This window comes from Pseudomonas sp. NPDC089758 (genome assembly GCF_044748705.1).
GTDB classification, from domain to species: Bacteria; Pseudomonadota; Gammaproteobacteria; order Pseudomonadales; family Pseudomonadaceae; genus Aquipseudomonas; species Aquipseudomonas putida_X.
This window is the reverse complement of the sequence record NZ_JBIVGN010000001.1, coordinates 463196-477035: the sequence shown is the minus strand read 5'-3', so window position 1 is coordinate 477035 and position 13840 is coordinate 463196. Positions and strand designations below refer to the sequence as shown.

The window sequence follows — 13840 nt, the reverse complement described above, 5'->3', positions numbered from 1 at the left end:
CCGGCACACCTGCGGTCGGAAAGGTTGGACGGTCCGGGGCTGCCAGGCAGCCCAACGTGGCCTCAATGCACCAAGGCAATCGCAGGGTGATCCATGCTGTACTCGCTTCAGGCACTGCGGGCGTTCGCCGCCTGGGTGGTGGTCTGCCACCATTTCATGCAGATCTTTTTCGACTTCCATGCCACTGGCCCCGTTGGCCAATTGCTCACTGCCCGCGGCGCTGTGGGAGTCGACATCTTCTTCGTCATCAGCGGGCTGGTGATCTACCTTTCGACCCGGGACAAACCCGTGGAGCCGCGTCAGTTTCTGCTCAACCGCGCGTTGCGGATCGTCCCTGCCTATTGGTTCTACACCCTGCTGATGGCGCTCGTGCTGCTGGCCTTCAGCCAATGGATGCCGCACCAGGCATTCACCTGGCATCACCTGTTGCTGTCGTTGCTGTTCATTCCGGCAGAGAACCCAGGTGGCTACGGCCTGTACCCGACCTTGAACGTGGGCTGGACGCTGAACTTCGAGATGTTCTTCTACCTTCTGTTCGGCCTGGCATTCCTGGTCCGCAAGCGCCACCAATTGCTGCTGGTGACCGCTGCGCTGCTGCTGGTCAGCGAAGTGCTGGGCCGCGTTGGCGTGCTCAGCCGCTTCTACAACAACGGCATCATCTATGAATTTCTGTTCGGTATCGGCATCGGTGTGCTGTACCGCCGCGGCCTGGTGCGTGAAGCGCTGTGGTTGCCGCTGGCATTGCTGGGGGTGGCCGTCTATGCGATCTACCACCTGGACGCCTCCCTGCGCCTTTTGCATTGGGGCCTTCCCAGCGCACTGATCGTGCTGGCATTCGTAGCGCTTGAGCCGTACTTCCAGGGCAATCGGGTACTCAAGGCATTGGGCGACTGTTCGTACTCGGTGTACCTGATCCACGTGCTGGTACTGTACGCGGGCTGGTTCGCCAGCCAGCGCCTGCACCTCAATCCCTACCTGGTCTTTGCCCTGTGCGTGCCTTCCATTGGACTAATGTCGTGGTTCAGCTACCAGTGGCTGGAGCGGGGCCTTTACCGGCGGATGCAGGCGTGGCTGGCGGCGCCGCGGGAGCAAACGCCGGCATTTGCGCTTTCCCGAGTCAAATGCTAGGACTTTGTTCGAAGGCCAGGTTGGCGTACACTTGGCCGCAAGTCTGTGAGGAACTTACATGAGCGCTATAACCATTACCGACGCCGCCCATGATTACCTGGCCGATCTGCTTTCCAAGCAGAACACGCCTGGCATCGGCATCCGCGTATTCATCACCCAGCCGGGCACCCAGTACGCCGAAACCTGCATTGCCTACTGCAAGCCAGGCGAAGAAAAGCCTGACGACACCGCCGTGGGCCTGAAGAGCTTCACGGCCTACCTGGATGCCGTCAGCGTGCCGTTCCTGGAAGACGCGCTGGTCGACTATGCCACCGATCGCATGGGCGGCCAGCTGACCATCAAGGCGCCGAACGCCAAAGTGCCAATGGTCAACGAAGACAGCCCGATCAACGAGCGTATCAACTATTACCTGCAGACCGAGATCAACCCGGGCCTGGCCAGCCACGGTGGCCAGGTCAGCCTGGTGGATGTGGTCGACGACGGCATTGCAGTGCTGCAGTTCGGTGGTGGTTGCCAAGGCTGCGGTCAGGCTGACGTAACCCTCAAGGACGGCATCGAGCGGACCCTGCTCGAACGTATTCCAGAGCTCAAGGGCGTGCGGGATGTGACTGACCACACCCAGAAGGAAAACGCCTACTACTGATCGGTAGTTCGGCGTTGGCAACACCCTGCTAGCAACAAACTGTTACGGATTCAACCCCTGCGACAACAGGCCGCAGCCCGTGTTTAAAGGGCTGCAAGCCACCACCGCCTTGGTCGGGTAGAACCGCTTGGGGTGTCATGCCAGAATGCCCCGGTTTTTCGGCCGGCCCGTCCCGAGGGTCGGCACCTTCCCTTTAAAGGATGGTTCCATGAATGATCTGTTGACCCGGCGCGCAGTTGTCGCCGGGATGGGCGTTCTCGGGCTCGGCCTGCTGGCAGGCTGCAACCCGGCCCGAGGGCTCGAGTTCGAGTACGGCAAGAACATGAGCAACGAAATCCTGGGGCGCAAGTTCCGTCTCAAGGATACCAAGGGCAACGTCGTCACCCTGTCGAGCTTCTACGGCAGCATGCCGATGATCTTCTTCGGGTTCACCCAGTGCCCGGCAGTCTGCCCGACCACCCTGGCGCGCGCGGCGCAAATCCGCAAGCTGCTCCGTGGCCGCGACCGCGAGCTGTTCCAGGTGGTGTTCATCACCCTGGACCCTGAGCGCGACACCCCCGAGGTGCTCGACGCCTACGTCAAGGCTTTCGACCCCTCGTTCATGGCCCTTACCGGTACGCCGGAGGAAATCGCCGAGGTGGCCAAGGAGTTCAAGGTGTTCTACGAGAAGGTCCCGGCCGGTGACACGTACACCATCTCTCATTCGTCCACCAGCTACGTCTACGATACGCGTGGCACCCTGCGCCTGAGCCTGGGCCATTCCCTGAACGCCAAGGAATGCGCCGAAGACCTGGTCACCCTGATGGAGATCTGCTAATGGCTGTTTCACTGCACCCGTTCAAGCGCGGCCTGGCCGCTATCGCCTTGCTGGGGCTGGCGCTGCCGGCCTTGGCCCAGACCACCGTAAGTGATGCCTGGGTACGTGCCAGCGTACCGCACCAGCAGTCCACCGGTGCGTTCATGACCCTGACTGCCAGCAGCGACAGCAAGCTGACAGGGGTGGCATCGCCAGTGGCCAAGACTGTGCAAGTGCACGAGATGACCATGAACGGTGATGTGATGGGCATGAAGCAGGTCGAAGCCGTGCAGTTGCCTGCCGGCAAGCCGGTGAGCCTGGACCCCAATGGCTATCACGTGATGTTGATGGGTTTGACGAAGCAGGTGAAGGAAGGCGACAAAGTCCCGCTGACCTTGACCGTGGAAGATGCCAAGGGTGGCAAGGAAACCTTGGAAGTGCAGGCAGAGGTACGGGCGCTCAACGCCGAGATGGGCGGCGGGCACGACCACATGCACATGAAGCACTGATTGACCCGGGGCCGCTAAGCGGCCCCACTTCATTCAGCTACGAAAACGTGGCAAGGGCCGTTCCAGGGTCAGCGAGGTCAAGGTCTTGCGGACCTGGGCTTCGTCGGCCTCCAGGGCCTTGAGACTCGCGCGGATCTTGCCAGCGGCAGGCACATCACCCTGCCGGTCGATCCAGTCGGCGATCTCTTTGCAGGCACTGCTCAGGCAGGCCTGGCGCTGGTTCATCAACGATATGAGGGTGGTGAGCTCTCTTTCGGACATGGCAGGAACCTCCAATTCAGCCTAGTCAGTGTAGCAGCAGTTAACCGTGCAGGCAGGCGGTGCGATAGGCGCCTGGGGTGACGCCAAAGGCTTGCTTGAATTGCCGGCTGAGGTGGCTCTGGTCCGCGAAGCCCAGGTTGAAAGCCACGTCGGTCGCAGCCAGGCCGCGCTTGAGCATTTCCCGGGCGCGGGCCAGGCGCCGTTGCTTGAGCCAGGCATGCGGCGGCAGGCCGGTGGCTTGGCGGAACACCCGGGCGAAATGGAACGGCGATAGATTGACCGCGCCCGCCAGCGCTTCGAGCGATGGCGGCTCTGCCAGTTGGCTCTCCAGCAGCTCGCGGGCGCGGGCTACGGCCAGTGGTTCGTGGCCAGGGGGCGCGGGTTCAGCGCATTGCCCGTGTCGTTGAACCAGGGCCAGAACCGCCTGGCGCCAGGCCGTCTGTTGCTGCAGGGCACTGGCGCTGGCTTCGGACAGCTGATGCAGCTTGCTGAAGGCGATGGCCAGGGCCGGGTCCTGGATCACGCTGTCCTTGAAGCTGGGCATGCCGTGGCGGCCCAGTTCCAGCTCGTCGAGCACCCCGGTCACCCGTTCATGGTCCGGATAGAACCCGCGGTAGCGCCAGCCAGCCTCATGGGCGGTAGCGCCGGTATGCAGCTCGTCGGGGTTGATCAGCACCATGCTGCCCACCGGCGCCAGGTGCTCGCTGCCGCGGTGCCAGAAGCGCTGGGCACCCGACTCGATCACGGTGAACACATAACCTTCGTGAACATGCGGGGCGAAGCGTTGCTGAATGTAGCGCGCATGCAACATCTCGACATCGCCCAGGGCGGGCGCCTGCCAAAGGTGGGTCTGTTCGCGCAGGGGCGTGCTCATGTCAGCCAGCTGCGCAGCAAGAAGAAGATCAACATGCTCACCAGCATGCTCAGCAATACACTGCGGGTCAACAGCACCAGCACGATGGCCACTACAGCCCCCAGCAGGTAGGGATTGAGCGGGCTCAAGTCCAGCTGATGGCCGGGCAGGAAGACGATTGGCCCGCAAATCGCGGTGAGCATGCCCGGCACGGCAAAGCCTAGAAACTGCCGGGCATTGGAGCTCAGGCGCAGCGGTAGGCGCGGCTCCAGGAACGCGTAGCGATTGAGGAAGACGACGGCGCCCATGGCGAAGATCAGTAGCCAGGTCATACGCGGCCTCCGGAAAAATTCTGGCAGACGAAACCGGCAGCCATGCCCAGCAGGCCGGCGGCCACCAGCGCGGTTTCCCAATGCCAGTAGCTGAAAAGCACTGAACAGAACAGCGACACCGCGACGCACACTAGCGTGGCGAGGTTACGCACCAGTGGGGCGATCAGAGCGACAAAGGTGGCGACGATTGAGAAATCCAGGCCCAGCTGGTCCAGGTGCGGGATGTTCTGGCCCAGCACGATGCCGGCCAGGGTGAACAGGTTCCAGGCCACATAGAAGGTCAGGCCGACCCCCAGCGCGTACCAGCGGTTGAATTGCTGTTGGTCATAGTGGCTGGTCAAGGCGAAGAACTCATCGGTCAACAGGAAACCCAAGCCCAGGCGCCAGCGCAGCGGCTGGTTCGACAGCACCGGGCGCATCGACAAGCCGTAAAGCAGATGTTGCGAGGTCAGCAGCAGGGTGGTCAGCAAGATCGACAGCAGGTTGGCGCCGCCCTTGAGCATGCCGATGGCCACCAGTTGCGCGGCGCCCGCGAACACGATCGCCGACAGGCCCTGACCCTCCCAGGCACTGAGGTTGGCCTCGATGGCCATCGAGCCAGCCAGCAGGCCCCAAGGCGCGACGGCCAGTGATAACGGAAGAATGGCGATGGCGCCGTGCAGAAAAGCTTGGCGAGCGATGGGCGGACTGCTTTGCATGATGGCTGCAACACTGTTGTTCGGCAGCGCAGCATGCCAGAGGGTGGGGCAGGTGGCTTGAACGATCTTGCTGGTTTGCCACTGCCGTAGCAATGATCAACGCTGGCTGGTCAACCGCCGTTGTGCTGCTGCGCAACCATTGATTTCCACCGCCTTTTGCAGCAAGTCCCGGCGATGCTGTGGGTCCAGGTCGCCCAGCAACCGATACACCTCAGCCTGATAGTCGCGTTGGCGGCCCCACTGCATTTCCAGCCCTTGTGGCTGGCTGCGGCTGCAAGCCAGGCGTGTGGCCGGTTGCGGGTAGTAGGGCGCATACAGCGTGGCCATGCCTGGTATCGCTTCGAGCGCCTCGCGGTAACGGGGGCTGGCGTTATACGGTGGGCACCAGGTGGCGATCGCCGTAGCGGGCGGGGCAAAGCCCTGCTGCAGGCTGGCCTTGAGCAGCGGGCAGGCAGCATCAGGGATTTGCGCCGCAGGCAGGTAGGTCGTGTAGTACAGGGCCAGGCGGTATTGGGCCACGGGATGGCCGAGCTCCACTGACTTTTCAAGCAGGGCTACCGCAGTTGGCAGCGTGCGGGCCATGGCCTGGCCCTGGCGTTTGAGTTCCGGGTCGCCGCCAATGGCAGTGCGCAGGGTGTTGCCGTCATCCTCTGGAGTGTCGGCCTGCTCCAGCAGTGGCAGGGCCTGGCGATACAGCAAGTCGGCATGCGGGTCGATTCGCACGTCGAGCGCTTGTGCGGCAAACGGCATCAGCGAGATGAGCAGTGCGGGCACGCGGGCGAAACCACTCACAGGCAGGCCCCACTGGCACCACAGCCCGGATAAGCAGAAAGATACTGGTAGTCGGCTCGGGTGTTCATCACAAGTACACGTGCGCCTCAGGCGTATCGGAACGATGGCCTATTCTAGCCAACCGGATGGTGCTACCGAAAGGGCAACGCACATTTGTCAGACGAGCTTGACCGGGGCGACCTTGCGTTGGGCATGTTTTTCCTGGGCCAGGCCCAGTTTGGCGGTGATGACCTTGGCCAGTGCATCGTTGCCCAGATCGTTCAGGTGCAAGCGATCGATGAACAGCTCGGCCCCGAAGGCAGGGGAGCTGCTCAACATGCTGTTCATGTCGTAACACGGCACCGGATCCGCCTGGCTCTTGATGCGCCTGAAGAAGGCCATGTGCAGCTGACTGTCGAAGGCGCCTTCGAGCAGCCGGTCGAAGTTGGTCGGTTGCTGTTCCAGTGCCGATAGCATGGCTCGCTCTCCGGCAGGCAGCGTTTCACGGCACCACGGCAGCAGCGGTTGGAGAATGAAGGTGAGGGTGGCGTGGCTGTCGGCAAGCAAGCGTTCCCATTGACTCAAGGTACGCCCGATGCAGTCGGCAGCGTGTGCCAGGCGTTTCTGTGGGGCGGATAATGGCCAGGCAGGGGGCGGCACCTGCCGACGCGGGGCCAGGGCCTGGCCAAGGCGTTGCCACAGCGAGTCCCGGCGTGCCGGGCTGGCAGGTAGCGCGCCTTCGTTGAAACTGTTCAGGTAGTTCTGATAGGCCTTGGCATGCAGCGCAGCGTGCGGGCCGCCTAGCATTTCGCCCAGGCCCTCGTGGGCCAAGGTGTTGAGGCCGCTGAGCACCACCACGTGGCCGATTTCGCTGAAGCGATGCTGGTGGGTGAGAAACAGCAGCAGTTCCTGGCTGGCATTGAGCCCACAGCCAGCGAGGCTCAACCACACCTCCCCGGTGAGCATCGACAGGTGCGAGGCCACCGTATGCTCATCGGAACTGGCACCGATCCCCAAGGCGGTCGAACCGCCGACGAGCAAATTGACACGGCCGGTGCCGCCATATTCGCCGGCCGAAAATCGCTTGCCGGCGCAATGGCTGTAGCGCAAACCCAGCGCATCGGTGTTGATGGTGCCGGAACGGTAGCCGCTTTCGTGCACATGCAGGGTGTGTGGGGCACGGCGGCTGCCCAGTTGCAGGAAACGCTGGTAGTCGAGCGACAGTGGCGCAGGCAGGCCCGGGCCGAATGTTGCGCTACTGGACGGGTTCATGGGCGCTCCTTGTTGTCCGGCGTGGCGTCGCACCGAGGCGTCAGCCCGCCAGCTCCTTGATGTTGTAGGCCAGGCCACCGACTGCGATGAGCAACAGGGCAACCCCCGAGGCCAGCGAAATCACCCGGTTGCTACGCTGCGAGGCGATCTTGCCGATGGCAAAGATGTAAAGGCTGAGCACGGCGAAGTCGATGGCCACCCACAGCAGGGACAGCACCATCATGCTTTTGCCGAACGATTCGGTGATCTGGATGAACTGTGGGAAGAAGGCGATGAAGAAAATGATGTCCTTGGGGTTGGAAATACCGACCATGAACCCTTGCCACAAACCGCCCCGCCCGGCTCTTGCCGGATGCTCAAGCGCCTCGCAGGCAGGCGCCTGCAGGCATTCGCGCAAGGTGCCTACGGCGATGTAGCCAATGAACAGGCAGCCGAGCAGGCTCATGCCACTGAGCCAGGCCTTGTCGATCGCTGCACTGGTGAGGATGACCCAGGCCGCGGCGCCGATCAGCACCAGGGAAGCCCAGTTGGTGCCGACAGCGGTGAACATGGCCTTGCGTGAGCCAGAGGCCGCGGCGGTGTTGACGATCAATGCCACGACCGGGCCGGGTGTGGCGATCAGCAGCAGTACGGTCAGGGCGTAGGTAGCGGTCAGTGCGGTATTCACGGTCAGTTCTCGATCTGGGTGTCTGGTGTTGCGTGGACGTGGGCATGAAAGGGGCAGCGCGATGGGTTGAGCGAGCCTGCTTCCTGCAGTTGGTATTGCTTCCATTCGAAGTTGTCGGCCTGGCCAAAGAAGCCCAGGCTGTCGGGCATCACGCCGTCGTTGTAGCGCTGCACGCGTTCGCGAATGCGTGCACGGATGCGCTTGCCGCTCTCAGTGGCGGCATTGGCCACTTCGTCGAAGTTTTCCCGCGGGTTGATGACGAAGGTGATGTGATTGCCCAGGTTGCGGCTTTTCATCTGATGGTGGCCGGGAAAATTCATGTTGATGAACAGCGCCATGCCGGCGTAGCAGAACGACCAGCCACTGTCGTGGGGGTCGGCTGGGATCGCTTGCGGCCAGGGGTGCGGGTCACGGGCATGAACCCCGCGCAGCACCTTCCAGGCCAGCGCCTGCTGTTCGGCCAGGTTGCTGTCGGCGGCCGTTTCGAGAAACACCACCAGCGGGCTGCCGATGCGTTGCTTGACCGGCACCGGTGCTATGGTGCGCACGTATTCGGCCAGCCCTTGAGCGATGTCATCGGCGAGCTGTTCAGCGCGGGCGAAGAGGATGTGGCAGGATTCACCGGCCACCGCCTTGCGCCCGAACAGGCATGGAAAGTCGGGGTTGGCGAGGATGGTGCGAAAATGTTGTATCGTTTCGTGCGTCCAGTGCTGCGTGTTCCGGACATGTTCAGTGGCCAGCTCTAGCGCGTCCAGGCGATAGCAGTTTCCATAACCCGTAAACATGATTTCCCCAGGCGTTTAATGAGTAGAACGTTCAAGACACATGCAGGCAGGTTATTGGCTTATCTTTGTTGTTTACCTGCATTTTCTGGGGCGTACCTGGCGTTGTAAAACGCGTGGTACTATGACCTGCCATTAGTCTCACTCATGCTTCGGGGGCATCATGTCGGAACGGATCCAGGCCTTGCACGCGCTGCGTGCCTTCGAGGTGGCCTCACGGTACGGGTCGTTCACCCGCGCGGCCGAAGAGCTGGCCCTGACCCAAGGCGCCGTCAGCCACCACATAAAGACCCTCGAAAGCCTGTTCGGCTGCGACCTGTTCGAGCGACGTGGGCCCAAGTTGAGCCTCACCGAGCATGGGCGCCTGCTGTCCCAGGAGCTCAAAGTCGGCTTCAAGATCATCGAGAACGCCTGTGCACTGCTGCGCCAGGACCGCTACGGCCTGCGCTTGAAGGCGCCCTCGACGCTGACGGTGCGCTGGTTGCTGAGGGCGCTGGATGCCTTCAAGAAAGTCGATGACAGCTGCAGCGTCCAATTGTCGAGCGTGTGGATGGACATCGACACGGTGGACTTCTACTCCGAGCCTTACGACTGCGCCTTTCTTCTGTCCAACGGCCGGTTCGCCGCCGACATCGAGAGTTTCAAGCTGTTCGACGAATGGCTGATCCCGGTGTGCCACCCAGAATATATGGCGCATGAGCAGCCGGCACTGGGTGACCTACGCCAGTGTGAACTGCTGCACCCTTCATCGGACCGGCGCGACTGGCGGCGCTGGCTGGCGCGCATGGATGCCCTGGACATAAGCATCGATCAGGGCCAGGTGTTCGACACCCTCGACCAGGGCATTTCTGCGGCCCAGCAGGGGCTGGGCATTTCCGTGGTCGACCTGGTGCTGGCCAGTGCCGACCTTACCGCAGGGCGGCTGGTCACCCCGTTCAAGCATGCCGTGGCGACCGGGGACGGGTACTACATGACTTGGCTCAAATCCAGCCCCAAGGCGCGGCAAATGCACAAGCTGCGTGACTTTCTGCTGGGGCAGGTGCCGCCGTTGGCGTACAAGGATATCAACTACCTGTATGGCTGATTGCCCGCACAGCCACCCCGCGCACGGGTAGAATCATCCCATTCGACCTATCCGTAGCACCGAGGACAACGCAGTGGAGTTGCAGCAGGGCTTTGTCCTGACCCGGCACTGGCATGACACGCCCCAAGGTACCTGCGTGGAGTTCTGGCTGGCCACCGACCAGGGGCCGAGGCTGTTGCGTCTGGCCCCGCAGGAGTCGGTGGCGTTCATCCTGCAATCGCAGGTCGAACACGCGCGGCTGTTGCTGGCGGGCGAGGCCGGTGTGGAAATCAGGCCCCTGCGCCTGCAGGACTTCCAACATCGTCCGGTGCTGGGCGTGTATTGCCGTCAGCACCGGCAACTCATGCAACTGGAGCAGCGCTTGCGCGGTGCCGGTGTCGAGGTGTTCGAAGCGGACATCCGCCCGCCCGAACGCTACCTGATGGAGCGCTTCATCACCGCCGCCGTGCAATTCACCGGTCAGCCTGATGCCCACGGTGTCATCTGCGAGGCCCAGCTCAAACCCTTGGCGCACTTTCGCCCGCCGCTACGCCTGGTGTCGCTGGACATCGAGACCAGCGAGCGCGGCGAGTTGTACAGCATCGCGCTGGAAGGCTGCGGGCAGCGGCAGGTATTCATGCTTGGGCCTGCCAATGGCCAGCCCGACGCCGTGGATTTCGACCTGCATTACTGCAACGACCGGGCGGCCATGCTCGACTGCCTGAACCAGTGGATGGCCAGGCACGATCCGGATGCGATCATTGGCTGGAACCTGGTCCAGTTCGACCTGCGCCTGTTGCATGAGCACGCCAAGCTGCTGCAGGTGCCGTTGAACCTGGGACGTAACGGTGCGCCCATGACTGTGCGCGCCCACGCCAACCGGGGCCACGTGTTTGCAGATGCGCCCGGCCGCTTGCTGATCGATGGCATCGAAGCGCTGCGCTCGGCCACCTGGAGCTTCCCTTCGTTCAGCTTGGAAAACGTCGCGCAGACCTTGCTGGGGGAAGGCAAGGCGATTGATACGCCTTACCAGCGCATGGACGAGATCAACCGCATGTTTGCTGAGGACAAGCCGTCGTTGGCGCGTTACAACCTCAAGGATTGCGAGCTGGTGACGCGGATTTTTGCGCATACCCGGCTGTTGGAGTTTCTGCTGGAGCGCTCGTCGGTGACTGGGCTGGCGGTGGACCGCAGCGGTGGCTCGGTGGCAGCGTTCTGTCATCTGTACATCCCGCACATGCATCGGCTGGGCTTCGTCGCGCCCAACCTGGGCAGTCGCCCGGATGAGGCCAGCCCGGGCGGTTTTGTCATGGACTCGCGCCCAGGGCTGTATGACTCGGTGCTGGTGCTCGACTACAAGAGCCTGTACCCCTCGATCATCCGGACGTTCCTGATCGACCCGGTGGGCCTGGTCGAAGGCCTGCGTCAGCCGGATGACGTGCACTCCGTCGAAGGCTTTCGCGGCGGGCGTTTCTCGCGTACCCGGCATTGCCTGCCCGCCATCGTCGAGCGGGTGTGGCAGGGCAGGGAGGAGGCCAAGCGTGAAGGCAACGCACCGCTATCGCAGGCACTCAAGATCATCATGAATGCGTTTTACGGGGTGCTTGGGTCAAGCGGTTGCCGCTTCTTCGACCCGCGCCTGGCGTCTTCGATCACCATGCGCGGGCACCAGATCATGCGCCAGACACGCGCGCTGATCGAGGCACGCGGCTACGACGTTATCTACGGCGACACCGACTCTACCTTCGTCTGGCTCAAAGGTGCACATGATGAAGAGGCTGCGGCGCGCACCGGCCGCGCGCTGGTGGCCGAGGTCAACCAGTGGTGGCGGCAGCACCTGCGTGAAACCATGGGCCTGGAAAGCGCGTTGGAGTTGCAGTTCGAGACCCATTATCGGCGCTTTCTGATGCCGACCATCCGCGGCGCCGACGAGGGCAGCAAGAAGCGCTACGCCGGCCTGGTTCAGCGTGCCGACGGCAGCGAAGACATGGTGTACAAAGGCCTGGAATCGGTACGCACCGATTGGTCGCCCTTGGCCCGGCAGTTCCAGCAGGCCTTGTACGGGCGGATTTTCCGGGGCCAGCCCTATCGTGACTATGTGCGCGGGTTCGTCCAGCAGACCCTGGCAGGTGAGCTGGATGAGCTGCTGATCTACCGCAAACGCCTGCGTCGCCCGTTGGCCGACTACCTGCGCAATGTCCCGCCGCATGTGCGCGCCGCACGCCTGGCTGATGAGTACAACAGCCGGCTTGGGCGTGCCCGGCAATACCAGAATGGCGGCTGGATCAGTTACGTGATCACCACGGCCGGCCCAGAGCCCATGGAAAACCTGCAGTCGCCGATCGATTACGACCACTACCTCAGCCGCCAGCTACAGCCTGTGGCCGATGCCATCCTGCCCTTTGTCGGTGATGACTTTGCAGCGTTGACCGACCGCCAACTGTTGCTGTTCTAAGTGCCCCCTCAGGTGAGCGAAACAGGGCGCGCAAGGTTGCCGTTAGTGGCTTTGGGCTATGCTGAATCTGGGCATCGGCTGTTTGCGAAAATTCTGCCATCCTGGCATCGCGCCTCATCGGAAACCGCCAGTTACTTTTCCCTGGCCCTCTGATGTTCGAAGTGGTTTAGGCTCCGGGTCGGATTTTTCTCCGTGATCTGTAGTCATTGGTTTATCGAGACAATAAGGAGATGCGTATGCTCGTCCGGTCACTGACCCTCGCCACCCTGCTCGCCGTCACCGGCCCCCTGTTCGCCGCCGACAGCGACGCTCCGCTGGCCAAGGAACTGGGCAAGGCACGGCCATTGGTGATCATTGCCCCCAGTACCGCCGACCCGACCTTGCAGGGGCTGAACAGGGACTTGAAAGACCCTGCCACTCAGGCCGCGTTCAAGGAGCGTGGCCTGGTGGTTTACAGCGTCGCCAGAATGATGGGCAAGCGTGACGACAAGAACCTTGAGCAGCAGACCACCATGGCGCTGATACGTGAGCTCAAGCTTGGTGCCAGCAAGGGCACCAAGGTCATCCTGATTGGCAAGGATGGTGAGCGCCACATGCTCAAGGATGACGAAACAAACGAAAAGATCGACGCCAAGGCCATCATCAAAGCAGTCGATGAGTTGCCAGCCAGCGAAAAGGCCATGACTGCACCGGAGCCTGTCGCTGCGGCAGCGGAGCCCAAGGCCAAGGACAGCAAACCCGCCAAACCGGCCAAGCCGGCAGCACCGCCCAAGCCACTGGAAGACTGATATCCGCCACGCGTATCACGCTTGGCGAAACACAAAGGGCTCGTGAGCTTTACGGTCCGGGCCCTTTGCATTTCAGGTTGCCTTGGCCTGCGCCGCGATGTGCCGTTTGATCCAGTGATCAACGCTTAGCCTACCGGCACCTTTGAGCAGCAAGGGCAGCAATGCAACCAGGTAGATCAGAGGCAGCTTGTAGGCCCCGAAGCCTAGATCGGTGATGGCGTAACCCTTGGCCAGTTCGGCCAGGTCCGACCAGTGTGCAGGCCAGTGCAGCGCAACGATCGCTACCACGGTTACCAATGCCAGCCCCGCCGCCGCCAGCCGTGTACCAAGGCCTAGCAGCAGGAGCAACGGCAGGACCAGTTCGGCCCACATCGACAGGTGCCAGTTCAACTCCGCTGGCAGCAGGCTGAAGGGCAGGGGGAAGCGCCCCTGTATATCGCCGAACCAGTTGCTGCCGTTGAATTTTTCCAGGCCGGATTCGAAGAATTCCCAGGCCAGAAACAGCCGTAATGGCAAATCCGCTCCCCAGCCTGCGAGGCAGTCCAGGGGGCTCGAGGTGCGTTTTAGCGTGGTCATGGGCTGTGCTACTCCGTCAGGAAAGAGCGGTGGCGTTGCGGCGCTGGTAAAGCGCCAGTTTGGCGGTGAGCCTGAGGGCGATGGCGGTCATGAGCAGGCCGGCCTGGGCGGCGAACAGCCCCCAGCCAGAGGGAAGGGCGATGGCTCTCATCGAAAAAATCTCCCGGTGTGTCAAAGTGTGACCGGGAGTGTGGCGGTACGACGTACCGGCAGTGTGTCGGTGCAGGCTGTGTTGTGTATCAGAAA

The 13840-nt window shown here is 62.4% G+C and carries 17 protein-coding genes; 7 read left to right on the top strand and 10 right to left on the bottom strand.

What is annotated here, in order from left to right; translation table 11 throughout:
- Positions 1-93 precede the first annotated feature (93 nt).
- From ACIPZH_RS02340 to ACIPZH_RS02325, 4 genes are all read left to right on the top strand, one after another.
- Positions 94-1128, top strand: coding sequence for an acyltransferase family protein (locus ACIPZH_RS02340; RefSeq protein WP_400634922.1), 1035 nt, complete (start codon positions 94-96; stop codon positions 1126-1128).
- Positions 1129-1186: 58 nt separating this feature from the next.
- The gene (gene nfuA / locus ACIPZH_RS02335; protein WP_012313787.1) at positions 1187-1771 is read left to right on the top strand and encodes a Fe-S biogenesis protein NfuA; all 585 of its coding nucleotides are present in this window, start codon (positions 1187-1189) and stop codon (positions 1769-1771) included.
- Between the two features lie 208 nt (positions 1772-1979).
- Positions 1980-2588, top strand: coding sequence for an SCO family protein (locus tag ACIPZH_RS02330; protein WP_349974480.1), 609 nt, complete (start codon positions 1980-1982; stop codon positions 2586-2588).
- Positions 2588-3076, top strand: coding sequence for a copper chaperone PCu(A)C (locus ACIPZH_RS02325; protein ID WP_400634920.1), 489 nt, complete (start codon positions 2588-2590; stop codon positions 3074-3076). Before ACIPZH_RS02330 ends, ACIPZH_RS02325 begins: the two co-directional genes overlap by 1 nt.
- A gap of 33 nt (positions 3077-3109) precedes the next feature.
- Here ACIPZH_RS02325 and ACIPZH_RS02320 read toward each other — a convergent pair whose 3' ends face one another.
- The 8 genes from ACIPZH_RS02320 to ACIPZH_RS02285 form a co-directional block, all read right to left on the bottom strand.
- Positions 3110-3337, bottom strand: coding sequence for a hypothetical protein (locus ACIPZH_RS02320; RefSeq protein ID WP_012313790.1), 228 nt, complete (start codon positions 3335-3337; stop codon positions 3110-3112).
- 40 nt (positions 3338-3377) lie between these two features.
- On the bottom strand, positions 3378-4211 hold the full coding sequence (locus tag ACIPZH_RS02315) for an AraC family transcriptional regulator (RefSeq protein WP_241803357.1): 834 nt from the start codon (positions 4209-4211) through the stop codon (positions 3378-3380).
- Entirely contained in the window at positions 4208-4522 is a 315-nt protein-coding gene (locus ACIPZH_RS02310; RefSeq protein ID WP_039605278.1) for an AzlD domain-containing protein, read from the bottom strand. The genes ACIPZH_RS02315 and ACIPZH_RS02310 overlap by 4 nt, the downstream gene beginning before the upstream one ends.
- On the bottom strand, positions 4519-5220 hold the full coding sequence (locus ACIPZH_RS02305) for an AzlC family ABC transporter permease (protein WP_400634917.1): 702 nt from the start codon (positions 5218-5220) through the stop codon (positions 4519-4521). The genes ACIPZH_RS02310 and ACIPZH_RS02305 overlap by 4 nt, the downstream gene beginning before the upstream one ends.
- 96 nt (positions 5221-5316) lie before the next feature.
- A complete protein-coding gene (locus tag ACIPZH_RS02300) occupies positions 5317-5970 on the bottom strand; it encodes a sel1 repeat family protein (protein WP_277818026.1) in 654 nt (217 codons plus the stop codon).
- Positions 5971-6168: 198 nt separating this feature from the next.
- Entirely contained in the window at positions 6169-7263 is a 1095-nt protein-coding gene (locus tag ACIPZH_RS02295; protein ID WP_241803360.1) for a hypothetical protein, read from the bottom strand.
- A 40-nt stretch (positions 7264-7303) separates the two neighbouring features.
- A complete protein-coding gene (locus ACIPZH_RS02290) occupies positions 7304-7930 on the bottom strand; it encodes a LysE family translocator (RefSeq protein ID WP_400625668.1) in 627 nt (208 codons plus the stop codon).
- A gap of 2 nt (positions 7931-7932) precedes the next feature.
- Complete coding sequence (locus ACIPZH_RS02285; RefSeq protein WP_349974474.1) at positions 7933-8715, bottom strand: YqcI/YcgG family protein; 783 nt, start codon at positions 8713-8715, stop codon at positions 7933-7935.
- 160 nt (positions 8716-8875) lie between these two features.
- On the opposite strand from ACIPZH_RS02285, the gene ACIPZH_RS02280 reads away from it, so the two are divergent.
- The 3 genes from ACIPZH_RS02280 (at position 8876) to ACIPZH_RS02270 (ending at position 13018) form a co-directional block, all read left to right on the top strand.
- Positions 8876-9796 carry a LysR substrate-binding domain-containing protein gene (locus ACIPZH_RS02280; protein WP_400634915.1) on the top strand — a complete coding sequence of 307 codons (921 nt, stop codon included), beginning with the start codon at positions 8876-8878 and terminating at the stop codon, positions 9794-9796.
- 73 nt (positions 9797-9869) lie between these two features.
- Positions 9870-12230 carry a DNA polymerase II gene (locus tag ACIPZH_RS02275; protein WP_241803364.1) on the top strand — a complete coding sequence of 787 codons (2361 nt, stop codon included), beginning with the start codon at positions 9870-9872 and terminating at the stop codon, positions 12228-12230.
- 236 nt (positions 12231-12466) lie between these two features.
- On the top strand, positions 12467-13018 hold the full coding sequence (locus ACIPZH_RS02270; RefSeq protein ID WP_400625660.1) for a DUF4174 domain-containing protein: 552 nt from the start codon (positions 12467-12469) through the stop codon (positions 13016-13018).
- A 72-nt stretch (positions 13019-13090) separates the two neighbouring features.
- On the opposite strand, the gene ACIPZH_RS02265 is transcribed toward ACIPZH_RS02270, so the two are convergent.
- Together ACIPZH_RS02265 and ACIPZH_RS02260 are read right to left on the bottom strand one after the other, a co-directional pair.
- Positions 13091-13594, bottom strand: coding sequence for a DoxX family protein (locus ACIPZH_RS02265; protein WP_400625658.1), 504 nt, complete (start codon positions 13592-13594; stop codon positions 13091-13093).
- Positions 13595-13610: 16 nt separating this feature from the next.
- Positions 13611-13745 carry a hypothetical protein gene (locus ACIPZH_RS02260; protein WP_400625656.1) on the bottom strand — a complete coding sequence of 45 codons (135 nt, stop codon included), beginning with the start codon at positions 13743-13745 and terminating at the stop codon, positions 13611-13613.
- Positions 13746-13840: the final 95 nt, after the last annotated feature.

Excerpts from the sequence above, each read along its gene's own strand:
- ACIPZH_RS02310 (WP_039605278.1), bottom strand. The coding sequence starts at position 4,522 with ATGACCTGGCTACTGATCTTCGCCATGGGCGCCGTCGTCTTCCTCAAT.
- nfuA (WP_012313787.1), top strand. The coding sequence starts at position 1,187 with ATGAGCGCTATAACCATTACCGACGCCGCCCATGATTACCTGGCCGAT.
- ACIPZH_RS02330 (WP_349974480.1), top strand. The coding sequence starts at position 1,980 with ATGAATGATCTGTTGACCCGGCGCGCAGTTGTCGCCGGGATGGGCGTT.
- ACIPZH_RS02305 (WP_400634917.1), bottom strand. The coding sequence starts at position 5,220 with ATGCAAAGCAGTCCGCCCATCGCTCGCCAAGCTTTTCTGCACGGCGCC.
- ACIPZH_RS02315 (WP_241803357.1), bottom strand. The coding sequence starts at position 4,211 with ATGAGCACGCCCCTGCGCGAACAGACCCACCTTTGGCAGGCGCCCGCC.
- ACIPZH_RS02265 (WP_400625658.1), bottom strand. The coding sequence starts at position 13,594 with ATGACCACGCTAAAACGCACCTCGAGCCCCCTGGACTGCCTCGCAGGC.
- ACIPZH_RS02325 (WP_400634920.1), top strand. The coding sequence starts at position 2,588 with ATGGCTGTTTCACTGCACCCGTTCAAGCGCGGCCTGGCCGCTATCGCC.
- ACIPZH_RS02300 (WP_277818026.1), bottom strand. The coding sequence starts at position 5,970 with ATGCCGTTTGCCGCACAAGCGCTCGACGTGCGAATCGACCCGCATGCC.
- ACIPZH_RS02260 (WP_400625656.1), bottom strand. The coding sequence starts at position 13,745 with ATGAGAGCCATCGCCCTTCCCTCTGGCTGGGGGCTGTTCGCCGCCCAG.
- ACIPZH_RS02280 (WP_400634915.1), top strand. The coding sequence starts at position 8,876 with ATGTCGGAACGGATCCAGGCCTTGCACGCGCTGCGTGCCTTCGAGGTG.
- ACIPZH_RS02270 (WP_400625660.1), top strand. The coding sequence starts at position 12,467 with ATGCTCGTCCGGTCACTGACCCTCGCCACCCTGCTCGCCGTCACCGGC.
- ACIPZH_RS02340 (WP_400634922.1), top strand. The coding sequence starts at position 94 with ATGCTGTACTCGCTTCAGGCACTGCGGGCGTTCGCCGCCTGGGTGGTG.
- ACIPZH_RS02295 (WP_241803360.1), bottom strand. The coding sequence starts at position 7,263 with ATGAACCCGTCCAGTAGCGCAACATTCGGCCCGGGCCTGCCTGCGCCA.
- ACIPZH_RS02285 (WP_349974474.1), bottom strand. The coding sequence starts at position 8,715 with ATGTTTACGGGTTATGGAAACTGCTATCGCCTGGACGCGCTAGAGCTG.
- ACIPZH_RS02320 (WP_012313790.1), bottom strand. The coding sequence starts at position 3,337 with ATGTCCGAAAGAGAGCTCACCACCCTCATATCGTTGATGAACCAGCGC.